This window comes from Longimicrobium sp., from assembly GCF_035474595.1.
In the GTDB taxonomy this organism is placed as follows: Bacteria; Gemmatimonadota; Gemmatimonadetes; order Longimicrobiales; family Longimicrobiaceae; genus Longimicrobium.
Map to the genome: position 1 here is coordinate 1 of NZ_DATIND010000024.1, position 19,415 is coordinate 19,415.

Genomic DNA, 19,415 nt, shown 5'->3' on the forward strand with positions numbered 1-19,415 from the left:
GCCGATCGCCAGCACCAGCGTGTCCCCGCCCGCCGCGGTTCCCGAGGCCGTCGTGGTTCCCATAAGCTCCTCCTGGTTGAGTGACTTCCTCCAGGTTCAGCTTATCACCACGGCGGCCTCGCTCACATGGAATCTCACGCAGGTGCGCGTCCGCGGGCCTCGCGCCGCCCTCACCCCGCGCCTGAGAGCGCTCGCCCTCTCCCGTCCCGGGCGAGGGGGGCTGTCCGGCATGCGTGGGGGCCTGCAACTTCTGGCGGCGGAAGAGTTTCCGTGTGGCGGCGATGCCGGATGGCTACCTCTCCCGGTACGGGAGAGGTGGACGGCCTCGGCCGGCCGGAGAGGGCGCGGCGCCGCGGAGTCGCATCGAGCTCCGTCCCGCGGTGAGTTCCCCCTCCCTGCGGCATCGTTGTCAACCCGTTGTGTCCGCGCGCGGAATTGGGTATCCATTCTCCGTCCATCTTCATCCCCCTGCTCTCCACCCGACCGCGCCTGAAGTGCCCGCCGCGAAGAAACCGCCTCGCAGGAAGACGCCGAAGCGCGCGCGGAAGCCGACCGCCGCGCGGCTGCGCAAGCTGCTCGCGACCGAGTTCGGGTTCTGGGAGGGCGGTTGCCTGCACGTGGCCGGCGTCGACGAGGTGGGGCGCGGGCCGCTGGCCGGGCCGGTGGTGGCCGCGGCGGTGATCCTGCCGGAGGGGTGCTGGATCGACGGGGTGGACGACAGCAAGAAGCTCACGCACGAGAAGCGCCTCGCGCTCTATGACCGCATCGTCGATTCCTGCATCTGCTGGGGGGTGGGCGCGGCCAGCCCGGCGGAGATCGACCGCATCAACATCCGCCGCGCCACCGCGCTGGCCATGGAGCGCGCCATCCGCCGCCTGGCCTGCCCCCCCGGGCACCTGCTGGTGGACGGCCTGGCCGTTCCCGAGCTGGGGCTGGAGGGGCAGACGGCGATCGTGGACGGCGACGCCAAGGTGCACTGCATCGCCGCCGCGTCGATCCTGGCCAAGGTGACGCGCGACCGGCTGATGGAGCGCCTGGCGGTGCGCCATCCCCACTACGGGTGGGAGCGCAACAAGGGCTACGGCACGCCGGAGCACCTGGACGCGCTGGACCGCCACGGCCCCACGCGCCACCACCGGCAGAGCTTCCAGCCGGTGCAGTACACCTTCGAGGAGATGCTGAACGTGGCCGAGCTCGCCGCCGATGCAAACTGAGCATCTGAGCAACGTCCGCCCCGGCACCCTGCTGCTGGGCTGGTTCATCAGTGCCGCGGTGGTCTCGCTCGCCGTGTTCGCCATGATCGCCGTGGGCCTGCTGAACCGCGAGGGCACGGGCGGCACGGCGTGGGGGCTGCTGGCGACCGCGGTCGGCTTCATGGCGGGCGGATGGTACGTCGGCTGGCGCGCCGGCGCCGCGCCCATCCTCTACGCCGTGGGGATGGCGCTCGTCTCCCTCCTGGTCTGGCTGCTGGTGAACCTGATTCCCGGCGCGCTGCTGGACGCCGAGAGCTGGAGCGTGGGCGGCGCCTACGCGGCCGGCCTCCTCCTGCTCCAGATCGTGGCCGCGGCCATCGGCGGCCGCATCGCCTCGCGCGAGGCCCGCGCCGCCGCCGCGCGCTCGAGCTGATCTCCATCCCCCGATCCCGTTGTTTGTCTCACGCACAGCCGCGGAGACGCAGAGAGCCGCGGTTCCTCTGCGTCTCCGCGGCTCCGCGTGAGGTCCAGGTGGTTCGTCCGCGCACGGCTCGTGCGGCATCCATCGGAAACACCAGCCGTTGAAGCTGGTATCAGGTGGGATGCCCGCCGATGGTCGGCGGGCGGTGAAACGCGGAGCGGAGCCGGGCGTGTTCGAGGTCGTCGGCAGGACGAAGAAGGAAGGGCGCCCGTCTCCTGGCGGGATGGCGGTGGCCGTGCTGGTGCACGCGGCCATCGTCTTCGTGCTCTTTTTCGGCTTCCGCCAGACGATCCTGCTGGCGGGCGAGGGCTCGCGCCAGGACCGCGTGAGCGGCCCGGACGCGGGCGGCGGGGGTGGCGGCGGTGGGGGCGAGCAGGTAAGCTACTACGACGTTCCCCCGCCACCGCCGCCTCCACCCCCCGCACCGCCCGAGCCCGACGCGCTGGTGCCGCCGGTGGTCCTGCCGCCTCCACCGCCCGTGCCGGTTCCGCCCACGGTGACGCCGAAGCCGGCGCCCGCCCCGGCCGCGCCGGTTCCCGCACCCGCGGGCGCGGGAACGTCGCCGGGAGCGGGCCAGGGGCCCGGCGCCGGGCCGGGGCAGGGACCGGGGAGCGGAAGCGGCACCGGCGGCGGGAACGGCTCGGGGAACGGCCCCGGCAACGGCTCGGGCACGGGCCCGGGGAACGGCCCCGGCGGGGGCACCAACCTCATCACCCCGCCGCGCACCGACCTGCTGCTGCTGCCGCCGCCCAACGCGCCGCGCTCGGCCAAGGGAAAGGACGTGGTGCTGCGGCTGACCGTGGACGAGCGCGGCAACGTCTCCAACGTGGAGCTGCTCACGCCCACGGGGAGCCGCGGCTACGACGACCAGCTGAAGCGCACCGCGCGCGACTGGAAGTTCACCCCCGCGCGCGAGGTCGCCACGAACCGCGCGGTCGTGGGCAACATCGACGTGACGGTAAGTCTGTAGAAGAAAAGAAGTCCTGAGTCCCAAGTGCCAAGTCCTAAGTGAAACTGCAGAGATTCTGGCTGGTCCACTTAGGACTTGGGACTTAGGACTTAGGACTTAGGACTTGGGACTTAGGACTTGGGACTTAGGACTCAGGACTTCGGTTCCGAAATCCCCCGACGGATCCGTTCCCCTATCCACATCCACCCGCCGACCCGAATGCCCCCTCCCGCATCCGCCCCCGCCGCGCCGCGCCGGGCGCCCGGCACCAGCTCCGAGGGCGAGTTCAAGCGCGCCCTGTCGCTCGTCGACGCCACCATGCTGGTCGTGGGGTCCATGATCGGATCCGGCATCTTCATCGTCTCCGCCGACATCGCGCGGACCATGAACTCGCCGGGGGGGCTGATCGCGGTGTGGATCGCCACCATGCTCATCACCGTGTTCGGCGCGCTGAGCTACGGCGAGCTGGCGGCCGCCATGCCGCACGCCGGGGGGCAGTACGTCTTCCTGCGGGAAGGATTGGGGAACCTCCCCGGCTTCCTGTACGGGTGGACGCTGTTCATGGTCATCCAGACGGGGACCATCGCCGCGGTCGCCGTGGCCTTCGCCAAGTTCCTGGGCGTCTTCATCCCCGCCGTCTCGCCGGACCTGTTCGTGAGCTTCGGCAAGATCCCCATGCCCGGCGGCGAGATCGAGCTGGGGCTCAGCCCGCAGCGGGTGGTGGGGATCGTGATCATCGCGCTGCTCACGTACGTGAACATGCGCGGGCTGCGCGAGGCCAAGTGGATCCAGCGGATCTTCACCGCGGCCAAGACCGCGGCGCTGCTGGGGCTGGTGATCCTGGGGCTCACCGTGGGGCGCAACGCCGCGGCCATCACCGGCAACTTCGGGCACTTCTGGGCCGACCTGCCGCATGGGACCACGCCCACGCCGTTCCTGGGGATGACGCTGGCCTTCCCCGCGCTGGCGCTGGCCTTCGGCGCGTCGATGGTGGGCTCGCTGTTCAGCGCCGACGCGTGGAACAACGTCACCTTCGCCGCCGCCGAGGTGGAGCGGCCGCAGCGCAACCTTCCCATCGCCCTGGCGCTGGGAACGGGCGGGGTCACGCTGATCTACGTCCTGGCCAACTTCGCCTACCTCTCCACGCTGAAGCTGTCGCAGATCCAGACGGCGCCGCAGGACCGCGTGGGCACGCTGGCGCTGCAGCACATCTTCGGGCCCGTGGGCGCGTACCTGATGGCGGGGGCCATCCTCATCTCCACCTTCGGCTGCATCAACGGGCTGATCCTGGCGGGCGCGCGCGTCTACTACGCCATGGCGCGCGACGGCGTGTTCTTCGAGCGGGCGGGGCGCATCTCGCACAAGACGCACGTGCCGGTGTGGGCGCTGGGCGTTCAGGGGGTGTGGACGGCGTTCCTGACGCTCACCGGGAGCTACGGGCAGCTGCTGGACTACGTGATCTTCGCGGCGCTGGTGTTCTACGTGATGACCATGGTCGCGCTCTTCGCGCTGCGGGCCAAGCGCCCCGACATGGAGCGCCCGTACCGCGCCTTCGGCTACCCGGTCATCCCCGCGCTGTACATGCTGGCCGCGCTGTCGATCGCGGTGATCCTGCTCTTCGCCAAGCCGCAGTACACCTTCGCGGGGCTGGCCATCGTGCTCCTGGGCATCCCGGTCTACTACGTCTGGCGCGCCATCCGCAAGCCGGCCGTGGTGTCGGATTCGTAGACGCTGCTCCGTTCCTCCAGGATCGCTGGATCTCACGCGGAGACGCGGAGACGCGGAGGTGCATGCCCGCCACCTCCGCGTCTCCGCGTCTCCGCGTGAGATCAACGGTCGCAGGGAGAAACGCGGAGATGCCCGGGCCGGCGTCAGGTCTTCCCCCTCGCGCGCGGGCGCGGCGGGGATTACTGTACGAATGCAGGTCAATGGAGACGAGGCTCCCCGCCGACCCACGAGGCGCGGGAGCGCGCAAGACGCACAGCCCGCGGGAGGTACCATGAGGAAGCCGGTCAGCAAGCACGCGCTGCGCAGGGCGCTGGAAGCCGTCCAGGCCGAAGGCCGCATCGGGTGGGAGCAGCCCACCGGGGCCGTGGTGGACAGGATCTGGCACCACATCGAGAAGCAGGCCCATGGCGGCCCGCGCAGGAAGCCGGTATCCCGTGACAGCGTTCGTGCCGGGGAGCCCGCCGCCGTCTGAGGCGGGCGGGCTCCCGCGGCGCCGGGCCGGCGACTCCGCGGCCGCCGCCCCGGCAAAGAGCCCCGGCCGGCGCCGGGGCTCTTTGCGTGCGGAGCTCCTCTTCAACCTCTCCTTCCTGGCCGTTGCCGCCCTCCTGCTGGCGTGGTGGACGAACACCGTGCTGCGCATCGCCGGGCCGCGCCCCTCGTGGGTGCTCCTCCTCCTGGTGGCGGTCGACGTCGCCGTCTTCGTCCTCCTGGGCCGCATCCTCATCGACCGCCTGGTCGTCCATCCGCTCCGCGAGGCCGTGGCCACCGCCGAGGCCATCGCCGGCGGCGACTTCGGCCGCCGCGCGCCCCAGGGCGACACGCGCGAGATCGCCGCGCTGAACGGCGCGCTGAACCGGATGACCGAGCAGCTGCTGCACAACCAGGAAACACTGGCCGACAACGTCCGCTCGCTCGACGAGACCAACCGCCTCCTGCTGGCCACCCAGTACGACCTCGTCCAGGCCGAGAAGATGGCCTCCATCGGCCGGCTGGCGGCGGGGATGGCGCACGAGGTGGGGAACCCGCTGGGCGCGCTGCTGGGCTACGCCGCCGTCCTCCGCCGCCGCGGCGTGGATCCCGAGCTGCTGGCGGGGGTCGAGCGCGAGACGCGCCGCATCGACGTCATCGTCCGCCGGCTGCTGGACTACTCGCGCCCGGCCCCCGCGCGCCGCGAGCCGGTGGACGTGAACGCCTCCATCGCCCGCGTCTTGGCGATGCTGGGCGAGCAGGGGACGCTCGGCGGGGTGGAGGTCGACACCTCGCTGGCCGAGGGGCTGCCGCCGGTGCTGGCCGACGCGCATTTCGCCGACCAGATCTTCGTGAACCTCTTCGACAACGCGCGGCTGGCCATGAACGGCAGCGGCCGGCTGACCGTGCGTACCATGCTGGACCGCTGGCACCCCGGCCGCCCCATCCCCTTCCGCCGCGCCAGCGACCCGCCCGGTGTCAGCTACGCGCACCTGCGCCGGCCGCGCTACGGCACGCACCGCGACGCGCAGATCATCGCCGAGGGGGCCGAGATCGTGCGCGTGGTGGTGGCCGACACCGGGCCGGGGATCGCCCCCGAGCACATCGACGCCATCTTCGACCCCTTCTTCACCACCCGCGCGCCGGGCGAGGGCACGGGGCTGGGCCTTGCCATCGTCGCCAGCACCGTGGCAGACTTCGGCGGACGCATCGAGGCCACCTCCGCCCAGGGCGGGGGCGCCGTATTCACCCTCTCCTTCCCCACCCACCGCCCCGAGCCCACGTGAGCCAACCACGCGTCCTGGTCATCGACGACGAGGCGGGGCTGCGCCACACCCTGCTCCTGATCCTGCGCGACGAGGGATACCAGGTGCAGGTGGCCGACGACGGCGAGACGGGGCTCAGGATGGCGCTGGGCGACCAGCCGGACCTGGTGCTCTGCGACGTGCGCATGCCGCGCCTTGGCGGGCTGGAGTTCCTGGACCGCTACGTGGAGGGCGGCGGCACCGGGCTGGTGGTGATGATGAGCGCGTACGGCACGCTGGACACGGCGGTCGAGGCCATGCGCCGCGGCGCGTACGACTATATCTCCAAGCCCTTCAACGCCGACGAGGTGCTGCTCACCCTGCGCAAGGCGCAGGAGCGCGAGCAGCTGCGCCGCGAGGTGGCCCGGCTGCGCAAGGAGGTGGCGCACGTCTCCGGCTTCGAGGGCGTGGTGGGCGCCAGCGCGGCCATGCGCGAGGTGATGGACCTGGCCATGCGCGTGGCCCCGTTTCCGTCGACGGTCCTGCTGACGGGGGAGAGCGGGAGCGGCAAGGAAGCCGTCGCGCGCGCCGTGCACCGCGCCAGCCCGCGGAGGGACGCGGCGTTCGTGGCGGTCAACTGCGGCGCCATCCCCGAGAACCTGCTGGAAAGCGAGCTCTTCGGCCACGAGAAGGGCGCCTTCACCGGGGCCGACCGTGCGCGCGAGGGGTTGTTCGAGGAGGCCGACGGCGGCACGCTCTTCCTGGACGAGATCGGCGAGCTGACCATGCCGCTGCAGGTGAAGCTCCTGCGCGTGCTGCAGGAGCGCACCATCCGCCGCGTGGGCGGCACCGGCGAGCGCGCGGTGGACGTGCGCGTCCTTGCCGCCACCGCCCGCGACCTGGTGGCCGAGGTGAAGGGCGGCCGCTTCCGCGACGACCTTTTCTATCGCATCAACGTCGTCCAGATCCACATTCCGCCGCTGCGCACGCGCCCGGAAGACATCCCGCTCCTGGCCGAGCACTTCCTCCGCCGCCACGCCGAGCGGCTGCGCATCACCACGCCGGGGCTGCCGCGCTCGCTCGTTCCCGTCCTCGCCGCGTACGCCTGGCCGGGGAACGTGCGCGAGCTGGAGAACGCCATCGAGCGCGCGCTGGTCCTGTCCGGCGGCGACATCGGCGAGGAGCACCTGCCGGCGCACGTGCGCACCGGCCGCCAGCTCTTCGACCTGAGCGACGACGACGGCGACCTGTCGGTGAAGCGCCGCCTTCCCGCGCTGGAGAAGACGCTCATCCAGCGGGCGCTGGAGCGCTGCAACGGCAACCGCACCCGCGCGGCGGAGCTGCTGGACCTGTCGGTGCGCGCGCTCTCGTACAAGATCCACGACTACGGCCTGGAATAAGTGCGGAAGTGCGTGAGTGCGCTCGGATTCGCGCGAACGACCAACGCACTTCCGCACTTCCGCACTCACGCACTTCTTTTTACTTGGGCGTGTTGGGCGCTGAGGCGCCCAAACGGGCTGCGCGCGCCGTAGGGCACGATACTACTGTGCCCAACGGCGCCGGGCCCCCACCGCGCTACATACATCCGGACATTTTCCTCTGCATCCGTCGCGCGCGGCGGGGTCCCGGCCCTCCGGGCGCGCATCCCTCACGCAGTCGCGTCTCCTCACCGTCCGTTTTCCCGATGTCCGACTGTTGTCCAGCCGTCGCGCCCTTGCGGACACGGGTGTGCTGGAATTATCGGATTTTCTGGACAGCGGCGGATATTCCCATCTTTCCTCATCCTTCCGCTTCTTCCTTCTCCCTGCTCGTAATCCCAACCCCCATCTTCGGATATCCGCAGTCCGGGTGAGCGGCGGGTCCTAAGAGCCTGCCGAAACCCAGCCGCTCGAAAGCGGCCGGGTCGGGAAACTTGCGGTCCGGACAGGTGAAGTGTATCGTGTGCACACTCGCTTGGCGCCCTGCCGGATGGCGGGTGCGCGGGGGTTGGGGCGGACGCGGGAGGGGAGGCGGTCGTGCGGAAGAGTCCGGGGTTCAGCCTGCACGAGGTGCTGGTCACGCTGGTGATCGCGTCGGTGGCCGTGTCGATGGCCGTTCCGCGGCTGGAGGGCGTCATCCGCCGCGAGCGGGTGCGCGCCGCGCTGAACCGGCTGGCGGGCGACCTGGAGTACACGCGCATCACCGCGGTTCGCACCGCCCGGCCCACGGTGCTGCGCTTCGTGCGCGACGCGCGCTGCCCGGGAAAGGGCGGCGGGCGCGCCTGGGTGGTGGCGCGCCGCGGCAGCGCCGCCCCGCTTCGCCGCGGCGGCATGCCCGACGACTACCCGGCCTGCTACTCCAGCTCCAACTCCGACAGCGTGACCTTCGGCTCGCACGGGCTGCTGGCGCCCTACAACAACCGCACGGTCCGCGCGGTCGACGGAACGGTGCGCGACTCGCTCACCATCTCGGCCGTGGGGCGCATCTACCGGCGGTTCTGAAGCGGCGCCGCAACACGCAATGATCCGGAAATCTTTTCCACCCCCGGCAACGATGTGGCTGCTACGCACTTGCGTGTCAGCACGGAAACCTTTGTACCGCAACGATTTTTGCGGCGGCACAAAGCTTCCTTTGCCGCGGTGGCATGCCGACACCTGCTCGCGCCCCCAGCGCCGGCCGGGAGGGTTTCTCCCTGGCCGAGATTCTGATCGTCCTGGTCATCATGTCCCTCCTGACCGCCATGGCCCTTCCCCGGATCCAGGGGATGGTCCAGGTGAGCTCCATCGAGGGCGGCCTGAACGGCGTGGCCACCGACCTGGCCGTGGCCCGCATGCGCGCCATCCGCACCGCGCGCCGCGTGACCACCACCATCTCGGCCGACGGAAAGTCGTACACCATCGTGGTGGACCCCGCGGGGACCCCCACCACGCTGAAGACGGTGGCGTTCTCCACCAACTATCCGGGGCTGGAGCTGACCCCGCACTCGGCCGTCATCAGCTTCGACAGCCGCGGGATGACCTCGGGAACCACCAGCACGCTCACCGCCAGCCGCGGCGGCCACAGCGCCACCCTCACGATCTCCGGAGTGGGAAGGATCTACCGTGGATACTGAGCGCGCCCCGCGCCGCGACGCGGGCTTCACGCTGATCGAGGTGCTCTTCGCCATGCTGATCCTGTCCATCGGCCTTCTGGCGCTGGAGTCGATGGGGATCGGCGCCGCCGCGGCCGTGCGCCGCGCCGACGTGCAGAGCACCTACGCCGCGCTGGCCACCGACGAGATGGAGCAGACGCTGAACGAGATCCAGCGCACCCCGCCCGTGGTGAACAGCCAGAACCGCACGACCGCGAGCGGGGTGCGCGTGTTCCGCACCATCACCACCAGCGCGGTGGCCGGCACCACCTACACCCTGTACACCATCAAGGTGCGCGTGCTGCCCCCCGTGAGCGGCGCCGGCGTGGTGAAATCGTCCGACAGCATCAACGTGACCTCCAATGTCGTCCGCTAGCCGCCGGCTGGGCCGCGAGGGCTTCACCCTGGTCGAGGTGCTGGTGGCCATGGTGCTGGCCGTGCTCCTGGGGGGGGTGATCTTCGAGGTGGTGCGCGGCGAGGGCCGCTTCGCCGCCGTGCAGAGCGCCCGCCAGGAGGTGCAGCAGAACGCCCGCGGGGCGCTGGAGATCCTGTCGAGCGAGCTGCGCGCGGCCCAGGCGTCGGGGCTGGTGCGCGCCGACGCCGACGGCATCTCGTTCCTGGTCCCGCGCGCCTGGGGCGTGTCGTGCGGCGGCGGGAGCGCCGCACAGCGCTTCGCCGTGTTCCCCGACGTTCCCGACGCGGGGGCGCTGATGTTCGAGGTGAACACCGCCACCGGCGTGCTGGGGAACACCGGGACCGACGCGGCGCCGGTCTGGGCCCCCAACCCGAACCCCGACGCCGCCGCGCGCGCCACCGTGAACAGCATCGTCACGCTGGACCTGAACGCGGCCGGGAACGCCTGCATCGGCATCCGTCCCAACGGCGACGGAGCCACCGTGCGCGGGGTGACCATCAACGGCGCCAACCTTCCCGCGGTTCCCGCGGGGAACACGCTGTACCTGTACCAGTGGGTGCGTTACGACGTGAGGCAGGACGGCACCGAGTGGTGGATCTATCGCAGCCTGGGCGTGGGCGACGGAACCACCCAGCAGCCGCTGGCCGGGCCGCTCACCGGCGCCGACGGGCTGCAGCTGACCTACTTCACGGCCAACGGCGCCGCCCTGGCGGCGCCCGGCACCACCCTGGCCAACCTGCAGCAGGTGGCGCGCATCGGCATCAGGGTGAAGGCCGCCAGCCGCACGAAGGGCCGCACCAACCAGGTCGACGAGCTGTCGGCCTCCGTCCAGCTGAGGAACTGACCATGATCCGCGCTCTCCGCAGCGCCCGCGCGCTCCTCCGCCCCAGCGTCCTGGGCAGCCGGGGGATCGCGCTCCCGCTGGCCCTGCTGGGGCTGGTGGCCGTGACCCTGCTGGTGACCACCGTGCTGCTGACCTCGGGAACCGAGTTCGCGGTGAGCTCGGGGCAGAAGGACGCCTCGAAGAGCCTGTTCAGCGCCGACGGCGCGCTGGAGAGCTACGTGGCCCAGCAGGCGGGGCTGGGCTCCGGCGTGGTCAACAAGTTCGCCGACGGGACCGCCGCCTTCACCTTCGGCGGCAAGCCCTACACCATGACGCTGGCGCGGCTCAGCCGGCAGGTGGTGGACCTGAACGCCAACACCACCCAGTCCACCGAGGTCTACTCCATCATCGCCAGCCCCGACACGGCGGGGCGCGGGGTGGGCGCGCTGGTGCGGGTGCAGCGCACGCTGAACAAGATCTTGCTGAACATCGACGCCGGCGCCACCTCGGGCGGCGACCTGAAGATCGCCGGCAACGCCACCATCTCCAACGGCCGCACCAACCAGTCCGGCTGCGCCGAGGGCGACACCTCGAAGTACGCCATCCAGGTGACCGCGGGCGCCAGCGTGGACACGGTGGGCAACAGCGCCACCATCGAGGGGAAGTCGGTGACCACGGCCGTCAGCAAGGACACGCTGCAGAGCTTCATCCTGGGGCACGGGATGACGCTGGACTCGCTGACCAAGTACGCGAACATCAAGTTCGGCCCGCGGTTCGGGCGCCCGGACTGGAGCCAGACGCGCGTGAACTCCACGCACGTCTCGCCCACCGACACCATCTACAACTGGGGGTGCCCGTACTACGAGCTGCTGGGCACCACGCAGTCGTGCGTGAACGGCAGCACGTTCACCGCCGACACCGCGCGGCGGGTGGTGGTGGCCATCGACGCCGAGGGGAGCAGCGTCACCATCAACGGCGACTACGGGCAGGGGATCATCATCGTCGTGAACGGCAGCCTGAAGATCCAGGGCAACTTCGTCTTCCGCGGCATCATCCTGGTGGAGAAGGACCTGACCGTGGGCGGCGGCGGCGGGCAGTTCGACGGCAAGATCGAGGGCACGGTGGTGGCGTTCGGCGCGGCCAGCACCGTGGAAGACAACGTGCAGGGGCGCGCGGTGATCCGCTACAACAAGTGCTCCATCACGGCAGCGCAAAACGCCCTCAACAGCGGGCGTATCGACACCATGCCACAAGCGCTTGTGGCACCTACGTTTGCATGGTTCGAGCTGGTGCGGTGAGAAAGCGGCATGTGCGGGCGTGCTTGACGCCCGCACGACCCCGCGCTATGTTCTCGCCATCCCCCCACACCGACCACGCCTAACCGCCCCCCGCCGCGGCACCATTGCGGCGCAGCCCGACGGACCCTTTCGCGCGTCCAATGGTCTCGTTCCTACGCCGCAACCGTACCACGGTGGGGCTCGACATCGGCAGCGGCCTGATCAAGGTCGCCGTGGTGGACCACTCCGGCCCCGAGCCCGAGCTGGTGCACGTGTCGCACACGCCGCTCCTTCCCGACGCGATCGTGGAAGGCGAGGTGATGGACCCCCAGATCGTGGTGGAAACGCTCCGCCTTCTCTTCGACACCGCGCAGCTGAAGCCGCGCCGCCTGGTCAGCAGCGTGGGCGGCCGCGACGTCATGGTGAAGAAGATCGCCATGGACCGGATGAAGGAGGCCGACGCCCGCGAGGTCATCCGCTGGGAGGCCGAGCAGCACGTGCCGTACGACATGGAAAGCGTGCAGCTGGACTTCCACATCCTGGACCCGCTGGACGACGGGCTGCAGATGAACGTGCTGCTGGTGGCCGCCAAGCGCGAGCTGGTGGAGGGGCGCGTGGGGCTGCTGCGCGACGCGGGGCTTTCTCCCGCGGTGGTGGACGTGGACGCCTGCGCGCTGCAGAACGCCTTCGAGTACAACTACCCCGAGGCGCTCACCGGCATCGTGGCGCTGGTGAACGTGGGCCACGAGGTCAGCACGGTGAACGTGCTGCAGGACGGCACGCTGATCCTGACCCGCGACATCCCCTTCGGCAGCCGCCGTCTGCGCGAGGAGCTGCGCCGCCTGCACGGCCTGAGTGCCGACGAGGCCGAGGCGGTGCTGCAGGGGCGCAGCGAGCGCACCCGCGAGTTCCGCGAGCTGCTGGCGCAGGGGTGCGAGGAGCTGGCCGTGGGGGTCGAGCGCGCGGTGGCCTTCCTGGCGGTGAGCGACGCCGGCGGCGGGCTGCAGCGCGCCTACGTGACCGGCGGCGGCGCCCGCATCCCGGGGCTGGTGGACGTGGTGGCGGCGCGGCTGCGCGCGCGCACCGAGGTGGCCACCCCGCTGCAGCGCCTGCGGGTGCGCCCCGGCGCCGCCGCGGGAATGCCGGTGGACGAGCTGGCGCCCATGCTGATGCTGTCGGTCGGGCTGGCGCTGCGGAGCGCGGCCTGAGCGGCCGCCGCCCACGACCGGTCCCACACACCCGGGGATTCTTCCTTTGATCGAGATCAACCTTCTCCCCAGCGGCGGCGGCGCCCAGCGCCGCCCGGCCGCCCGGCGCGAACGCGCCCTGGGGCTTCCCGTGGCGGGCGCCGACCCGCGCGTGGCCGCGCTGGCGGGGGCCGCGGTGCTCATCCTGGCGCTGGGGGCCTTCGGCTTCTGGAAGCAGGGCACGCACCGCGACGAGCTGAACGCGCAGATCGACCGCGAGCGGCAGGACAGCGTGCGGCTGGCGCGCACCATCACGCTCATGCGCAGCCTGGAAAGCCGCCGCGACACCATCGAGCAGAAGATGGCGGTGATCCGCAGCGTGGACGGGCGCCGCTACGTGTGGCCGCACCTGATGGACGAGATCAGCCGCGCGGTGCCGCCGTACACCTGGCTCACCAAGGTGACCGCCGAGGCCCCGGCCGCCGGCCCCGCCGCGGCCCCGCGCCCGGCCGGCGCCGCCCCGGCGCCCGCGCCCGCCGCGGGCGACACCTCGCACAAGGCCGCGGGCGACACGGGGAAGGTGGCCATCGCCCCGCCGCCGCCCCCGCCGGCCTTCAACGTGGAGGGCGCGGCCGCGACCACGCAGGCGCTCACCCGCTTCATGAAGAACCTCGAGGCCAGCGCCTTCATCCGCGACGTGGCGCTGGTCACCAGTGAGCAGACGGTGACCGAGGGGCGCACCTACCTGAAGTTCACCCTCGAGGCCCGCTGGGAGCAGCCCGACTCCACCCTCGTCGAGACCGTTCCGGTCGTCCCGGTGCACTGATGGCGCTACCGCCGCTGGACCCCAAGACGCGCAAGAACCTGATCTACGGCGCCCTGCTGCTGGCCGTGGTCACGGGCTTCGCCTACATGCAGTTCTACTCGCCGCGCCAGGCCGAGAACGCCGAGCTGGAAACGCAGCTGGCGGCGATCCAGCAGGCGAACTCGCGGGCGCGCGGGCTCACCCGCGGGGCCACCAGCCCCGAGGAGGCGCTGGAGCTGTTCCGCCGGCAGCTGGCCGTGGTCGAGGGGCTGATCCCCAGCAGCGAGGAGCTTCCCGACCTGCTGGACGCCATCAGCGCCGAGGCGCAGCGCACCGGGGTGGAGATCTCGCTGATCCAGCCGGTGTCGGCCACCGAGGAGCGCTACTACACCAAGCGCATCTACGACATGGCCGTGCTGGGGCAGTACCACGACATCGGCGAGTTCCTGACGCGCGTGGCCTCGCTGCCGCGCATCGTGACGCCCGTGGACCTGCGGCTGGCCACTCCGGCCAACGCCCCCGCGGCGGCCGCCGCCGCGCAGCGCGGCACCCCCGGGGTGGAGGGGCCGCCCAAGCTCGAGGCCCGCTTCTCCATCGAAACCTACGTGATCCCCTCCGCGCCGCTCCGCGATGCGAAAGCCGAATAATCCCGCCCTCGCCCTGATGGCCGTGCTGGCGCTGGCCGCGCCGCTGGCCGCGCAGGCGCCGGCCCCCGCGCCCGCCGCGTCGCCGCTCGCCGCGGGCGCGCCCGACGCGGCCTCGACGGCCACGCTTCCCGCGGGCGACGTGTACCGCCGCGAGGTGTTCCGCTACCAGCGCGGCGGCCGCCCCGACCCGTTCCAGCCGCTGCTGACCGCGGCCGAGCTGGGCTTCCGCGTGGAGGACCTGCGGCTCACCGCCATCATCTACTCGCCCGACGCGCGGCGCTCGGTGGCGGTGTTCGCCGAGGGCGACAGCGCGCGCCGCTACCGCCTGCACCAGGGGCAGCGGCTGGGGACCATGACGGTCACCCGCATCTGGCCGCAGCGCGTGGACGTGCGGGTGGACGAGTTCGGCGGCAGCCGCCTGCAGACCGTGCTGCTGCAGCGCACCGCGCGGCAGCAGCAGGCGGTGGCGGCCGACCAGGCGCCGGCCGCGCAGCAGATCCCCGTGACCATCGCCCCGGCGGCGCAGCCGGCCGCGCCGCGCGTGCTGCGCCGCGGCGCGCAGGCTTCCCCGCCGGCGGCGCCGGCCCCGCAGCGCTCCGTGAACCCGCGGAGCCCCACGTACACCACGACCGGTCACCCGTGATGCGGCCGAACCCGAACGCAAGGAACCGAACGATGCTGCGCAATCTTGCGATCGCGCTCCTGGTGCCCGCGCTGGCGGCGGCGGCGAACGCCCCGCGCCCCGCAGAGGGCGACGTCTCGGCGCTCAGGCTGGAGGGGCGCGACGGGCGCACCGAGCTGACCGTGCAGATCGCCGGCGGCGACGTGCGCTGGACCGACTTCCCGCTGCAGGGCCCGCCCCGCGTGGTGGTCGACATCCAGGGCGCCCGCAGCGGGCTGTCCGGCGGCCGCTACGACGGGATCGACCGCGGCGGGGTGAAGGGGGTGCGCACCAGCCAGCACGCGCCCGACGTGGTGCGCGTGGTCATCGACCTGGAGCGCGACTACCGCTACGCGGTGACCCGCTCGGCCGACGGGCTGAAGATCACCCTGGAGTCCGGCTCGCAGGCCTTCCAGCCGTGGAATTCAGGGACCAGCCAGTACGCGCGCGCCGCGGAGCGCCCGGCGGCGCCGAACCCCAACACCTCGCAGGTGTCGACCGGAACCAGCCGTCAAGCGCCCACGCAGGTGCAGCAGCGGAGCCGCGCGCGGCCCATCACGGTGACCTTCGAGAACACCGACATGCGCGACGTGCTGGCCACCTTCGCCGAGCTCACCGGGCGCTCCATCGTGCCCGGCTCGGAGGTGGGCGGCATCCGCGTCGAGTACGTGACCTTCACCAACCAGCCGTGGGACCTGGCGCTGCGCTCGCTGCTGCAGGCGTACGGGCTGGCGGCGCAGGAAGACCCCCAGAGCGGGATCATCCGCGTGGACCAGATCACCAAGCTGGCCGAGCGCGAGACGCTGGAGCCGCTGGTGACCCGCACCTTCCGCATCAACTACGTGCCGGTGGAGGAGATGCAGAGCACCCTCGAGGCGCTGAAGAGCGACCGCGGGTCGGTGAGCATCAACAAGAGCACGAACACGCTGATCGCCACCGACGTGCCCAGCGTGGTGGAGGACTTCGAGCGGCTGGTGGGGCAGCTGGACGTGCGCACGCCGCAGGTGGCCATCCAGGCCAAGATCGTGTTCATCAACCGCACCGACGCCGAAGACCTGGGGATCGTCTACGACATCAAGGACTCGCGCGGGAACTCGCTGAACAAGGTGGTGAGCGTTCCCGACCCCACCGACCCGACCACGACCACCAACGACAACGTGGTGTCGCTGGGCGGCAGCTCCATCGCCGCGCTGGGCAACGCCAACACCCGCGTGCAGGACCCGGCGCTGCAGGTGCTGACCTCGCTGGTGCTGGGCCGCTACACGCTGATCAACTTCATCGAGGCGCTGCAGCGCGCCGAGCTGTCGGACGTGCAGGCCGCGCCGGTGGTGACCACCACCAGCAACCACGAGGCGCAGATCTGGGTGGGCGAGCGCACCCCCATCCGCGTGGTGGACCTGGGCTCGACCAACGTGGGGACCACCTCGGCCAACGCGGCGCCGCGGGCCACCGCGCAGCTGGTGGAGACGGGTATCCGCCTGATCGTGACCCCGCAGGTGACCAACGACCGCCGCGTGCTGCTGCAGCTGCACGCCGAGCGCTCGAGCGCCGCCCCGGCGGCCGGCGAGATCGGCGTGCAGTTCCTGCAGCAGCAGGGCGACACGCGGGTGATGGTGAAGGACGGCGAGACCGCGGTGATCGGCGGGCTGACGGTGACCGAGGTCACGCAGTCGCGCACCGGCATCCCCTTCCTGATGGACATTCCCTTCCTGGGCTCGCTCTTCCGCACGAGCCACAGCCAGGAGGTCAAGCGTGACCTGCTGATCATGGTCACGCCCCACATCGTCGAGGAGACTCCTTGATCTCCCGGCACGGCAGTTCCCACCCACGGAGGTTTCTCTTGGCCCGTGCATTCCGGCGGCGCCTGGCCGCACCTTTCATTGCCCTTGTGGCCGCCGGCCTGGTGCTGGCGGCCTGCGAGGGGAGCAACGCATTCAGCACCCCGCCGGGCGGCGGAAACAACGGCGGCGGCAGCTCCGGCCAGACCGACGCCACCGCGCCCACGGTAACGCTCGAGAAGCCCGACAGCGCCTCGAACGTGGCGGTCGGCGAGCAGCTGTACGTGCAGGCGCACGTGACCGACAACGTGGCGCTGGACTCGGTGGTCATCCGCGCCTTCGAGCAGCGCGGGAGCGTGGAGCTGGGCACCGACACTTCGGTGGCGCGCTACGTGGCCAAGACGGTGCGGCTGGGCGGCACCTCGACCGCGGTGAAGGACACCGTGATCAAGCGCTTCCTGGACCCGGTGTCCGACTCGTCGCGCGCCAGCAACGTGCGCGTGGTGGTCATCGCCTTCGACACGGCGGGGAACCAGAAGGCCGACACCACGCTGGTGAACCTGGGCGGCCCGCGGGTGCAGATCCTGGGGCCGCTGGCGGGGGCCGAGTTCTTCGGCGGCACCACCATTCCCGTGAACGTGCTGGCGGTCGACTCGGCGCAGCTGATCCGCTCGGTGCGGGTGCGCGGCACCGGGGCCTTCACCTTCGACACCACAGTCACGATCTCGCCCGCGCTGCAGGCGGTGAACGACACCTTCGTGGTGCTGGTGCCCGCGTCCGTGGGCGGCACGGCGGTGCAGGGGACCGAGACGGTGGTGGCGGTGGCGACGACCGCGGGCGGGAAGGACGCCACCAGCACGCCGGTGGCGGTCACCATCCGCCCCTCGCAGCCCGACGTGGCGGCGCCGCAGGTGACCTTCAACGCCGACGTTCCCGGGCGGGTGGAGGCCGACGACACGCTGCACATCACCGCGCAGGCCACCGACCTGACCCGCGTGGACACGCTGGGGATCACGGTGTTCGCCATCCGGCCGCGCGCCGGGGGCGAGGACACGCTGGCCACGTTCACGCGCAAGGTGCGCGCGTCGGCCGACTCGATGGCGGTGCTGCTCACGGGGGTGCCGCTGACCGGGCTGGACACGGTGTCGCTGCGCTTCGCGGTGACCGCGTGGGCGGTGGACCCGGCGGGGAACTGCGGGGCCGCGGTGTCGCCCAACACGCCGCAGAGCCAGCCGTGCGTGGCGGCGGCCGCGGGCGGGCGGGTGGCCAACGTGGCGGGGTGGAACTACCTGACCTTCGTGGCGCGCGGGCTGACCGTGCCGCCGCCCAACCAGGGCGACGTGCTGGCCGACCTGCTGGCCGACAGCAACCGCGTGTACATGTCGAACTTCACCCGCAACCGGGTGGAGGTCATCCCGCTGGGCTCCACCACCTACTCGGCGCCGGTGCGGGTGGGGTCGGAGCCCTGGGGGCTGGCGCTGGGGCGGTTCCGCGACTCGCTGTACGTGGCCAACAGCGGCGGCACCAACATCTCGGTGATCCCGCTGAACGGCGCGGTGCTGGCCGAGTCGCAGGAGAGGCGCATCTTCACCGAGAACGAGCGGCTGTTCTCGGTGGAGTTCTCGCCCGACCCCGGGCAGTCGGTGAACACGGTGGTGCTGTACGACTACTCCGACCGCCCGCAGTTCATCGCGCAGGCCAGCAACGGGCTGCTGGTGTACAGCACCAAGCCCACGCTGGCCGACACCAACGGCACCGTGCGCATCTACGACGCGCGCAAGCTGCGCTCGGAGATCTTCACCGGCTACGTGGACCGCCACACGCCGGGGCGCGCCATCGTGGTGAACGCCGACTCGGCCTTCTTCACCGCGGCCAAGACGCTGCTGGTGTGCCCGCGCAAGCGCTTCGGCGACACCACCAGCCCGCCCTGCATCGAGGGCCGCCCCAGCGACGTGGCCGACTCGCTGCTGGTGCTGCGCAACCTTCCGCCCAACGCGGCGGGCGGGAAGTACGACACGCGCGTGGACGTGGGGGCCAACATCACCGAGGTGGGCTTCAGCGACACCACCTTCGTGGCGGCCAGCGGCGACCGCAACTACATCGCGGTGGGCGAGGGCGCGCGCATCAACGCCCGCATCCCCATGTTCTTCGCGCCCGCCGGCGGCGACTCGCTGATCCTGGTGGGCGACGTAAAGGACCTGATCAGCAACGCCGCCGAGCGGGTGATCGGGCTGGGGATCAACTTCGACGGCTCGCTGGGCGTGGCGCGCGGCAGCCAGGCCTACTACTTCGGGCCCAGCCTGCGCCTGCAGGGCGTGGTGGCGGCGGGCTCGCCCACGGGCGGCGTGGCCATGCACCCGGCCAACGCCGGCTATCCCGGCGGCAGCTTCCGCCTCTCGTTCGTGAGCGGGATCGACGAGAAGGCGCCGTACGTGGACGTGATCGACAACTTCAACTTCTTCCGGGTGAAGCGCGTGTACACGCGCGACCCCGTGGTGGGCGCGCTGGCCGTGGCGCCGCGCGCGCCGGGCGACCCGGGATCGGTGGCGCTGCGCATCTACGCGCTGACCACCCGGGGGGTGCTGGCGCTCAGCATCACCAACGCCGACCTGGTGCCGTAAGCTCCGGCGCAGGTGTCCTTGACGGGCGG

The 19,415-nt window shown here is 71.6% G+C and carries 18 protein-coding genes; all 18 read left to right on the forward strand.

Features of this window, described 5'->3' with window-relative positions; genetic code table 11:
* Window positions 1–494 precede the first annotated feature (494 nt).
* The 18 genes from VLK66_RS03705 to VLK66_RS03790 all read left to right on the forward strand — a co-directional run bounded on the left by VLK66_RS03705 (window position 495) and on the right by VLK66_RS03790 (window position 19,386).
* On the forward strand, window positions 495–1,214 hold the full coding sequence (locus VLK66_RS03705; RefSeq protein WP_325308026.1) for a ribonuclease HII: 720 nt from the start codon (window positions 495–497) through the stop codon (window positions 1,212–1,214).
* Complete coding sequence (locus VLK66_RS03710) at window positions 1,204–1,626, forward strand: hypothetical protein (RefSeq protein ID WP_325308027.1); 423 nt, start codon at window positions 1,204–1,206, stop codon at window positions 1,624–1,626. The genes VLK66_RS03705 and VLK66_RS03710 overlap by 11 nt, the downstream gene beginning before the upstream one ends.
* A 193-nt stretch (window positions 1,627–1,819) precedes the next feature.
* Complete coding sequence (locus VLK66_RS03715) at window positions 1,820–2,644, forward strand: energy transducer TonB (RefSeq protein WP_325308028.1); 825 nt, start codon at window positions 1,820–1,822, stop codon at window positions 2,642–2,644.
* Window positions 2,645–2,842: 198 nt separating this feature from the next.
* Window positions 2,843–4,351, forward strand: coding sequence for an APC family permease (locus VLK66_RS03720; protein ID WP_325308029.1), 1,509 nt, complete (start codon window positions 2,843–2,845; stop codon window positions 4,349–4,351).
* 271 nt (window positions 4,352–4,622) lie between these two features.
* The gene (locus tag VLK66_RS03725; protein ID WP_325308030.1) at window positions 4,623–4,823 is read left to right on the forward strand and encodes a hypothetical protein; all 201 of its coding nucleotides are present in this window, start codon (window positions 4,623–4,625) and stop codon (window positions 4,821–4,823) included.
* A gap of 82 nt (window positions 4,824–4,905) precedes the next feature.
* On the forward strand, window positions 4,906–6,105 hold the full coding sequence (locus VLK66_RS03730) for a sensor histidine kinase (RefSeq protein ID WP_325308031.1): 1,200 nt from the start codon (window positions 4,906–4,908) through the stop codon (window positions 6,103–6,105).
* Complete coding sequence (locus VLK66_RS03735; RefSeq protein WP_325308032.1) at window positions 6,102–7,463, forward strand: sigma-54 dependent transcriptional regulator; 1,362 nt, start codon at window positions 6,102–6,104, stop codon at window positions 7,461–7,463. The genes VLK66_RS03730 and VLK66_RS03735 overlap by 4 nt, the downstream gene beginning before the upstream one ends.
* Before the next feature lie 615 nt (window positions 7,464–8,078).
* Complete coding sequence (locus VLK66_RS03740) at window positions 8,079–8,543, forward strand: GspH/FimT family pseudopilin (RefSeq protein ID WP_325308033.1); 465 nt, start codon at window positions 8,079–8,081, stop codon at window positions 8,541–8,543.
* Window positions 8,544–8,686: 143 nt separating this feature from the next.
* A complete protein-coding gene (locus VLK66_RS03745) occupies window positions 8,687–9,154 on the forward strand; it encodes a GspH/FimT family pseudopilin (protein ID WP_325308034.1) in 468 nt (155 codons plus the stop codon).
* Complete coding sequence (locus tag VLK66_RS03750; RefSeq protein WP_325308035.1) at window positions 9,144–9,548, forward strand: type IV pilus modification PilV family protein; 405 nt, start codon at window positions 9,144–9,146, stop codon at window positions 9,546–9,548. The genes VLK66_RS03745 and VLK66_RS03750 overlap by 11 nt, the downstream gene beginning before the upstream one ends.
* Entirely contained in the window at window positions 9,535–10,431 is an 897-nt protein-coding gene (locus VLK66_RS03755) for a type II secretion system protein (RefSeq protein WP_325308036.1), read from the forward strand. Before VLK66_RS03750 ends, VLK66_RS03755 begins: the two co-directional genes overlap by 14 nt.
* Window positions 10,432–10,433: 2 nt before the next feature.
* Window positions 10,434–11,708, forward strand: coding sequence for a hypothetical protein (locus VLK66_RS03760; protein WP_325308037.1), 1,275 nt, complete (start codon window positions 10,434–10,436; stop codon window positions 11,706–11,708).
* 140 nt (window positions 11,709–11,848) lie between these two features.
* Window positions 11,849–12,895, forward strand: coding sequence for a type IV pilus assembly protein PilM (gene pilM / locus VLK66_RS03765; RefSeq protein WP_325308038.1), 1,047 nt, complete (start codon window positions 11,849–11,851; stop codon window positions 12,893–12,895).
* Between the two features lie 46 nt (window positions 12,896–12,941).
* Window positions 12,942–13,700 carry a PilN domain-containing protein gene (locus tag VLK66_RS03770; protein WP_325308039.1) on the forward strand — a complete coding sequence of 253 codons (759 nt, stop codon included), beginning with the start codon at window positions 12,942–12,944 and terminating at the stop codon, window positions 13,698–13,700.
* Window positions 13,700–14,326 (forward strand): type 4a pilus biogenesis protein PilO, encoded by a 627-nt coding sequence (locus VLK66_RS03775; RefSeq protein WP_325308040.1) that lies wholly within the window; start codon window positions 13,700–13,702, stop codon window positions 14,324–14,326. Before VLK66_RS03770 ends, VLK66_RS03775 begins: the two co-directional genes overlap by 1 nt.
* Window positions 14,310–14,969: a hypothetical protein gene (locus VLK66_RS03780; RefSeq protein ID WP_325308041.1), complete on the forward strand. Its 660-nt coding sequence runs from the start codon at window positions 14,310–14,312 to the stop codon at window positions 14,967–14,969. Before VLK66_RS03775 ends, VLK66_RS03780 begins: the two co-directional genes overlap by 17 nt.
* A 32-nt stretch (window positions 14,970–15,001) precedes the next feature.
* Window positions 15,002–16,789 carry an AMIN domain-containing protein gene (locus VLK66_RS03785; RefSeq protein ID WP_325308042.1) on the forward strand — a complete coding sequence of 596 codons (1,788 nt, stop codon included), beginning with the start codon at window positions 15,002–15,004 and terminating at the stop codon, window positions 16,787–16,789.
* A 38-nt stretch (window positions 16,790–16,827) separates the two neighbouring features.
* Window positions 16,828–19,386 (forward strand): hypothetical protein, encoded by a 2,559-nt coding sequence (locus VLK66_RS03790; RefSeq protein WP_325308043.1) that lies wholly within the window; start codon window positions 16,828–16,830, stop codon window positions 19,384–19,386.
* Window positions 19,387–19,415 lie beyond the last annotated feature (29 nt).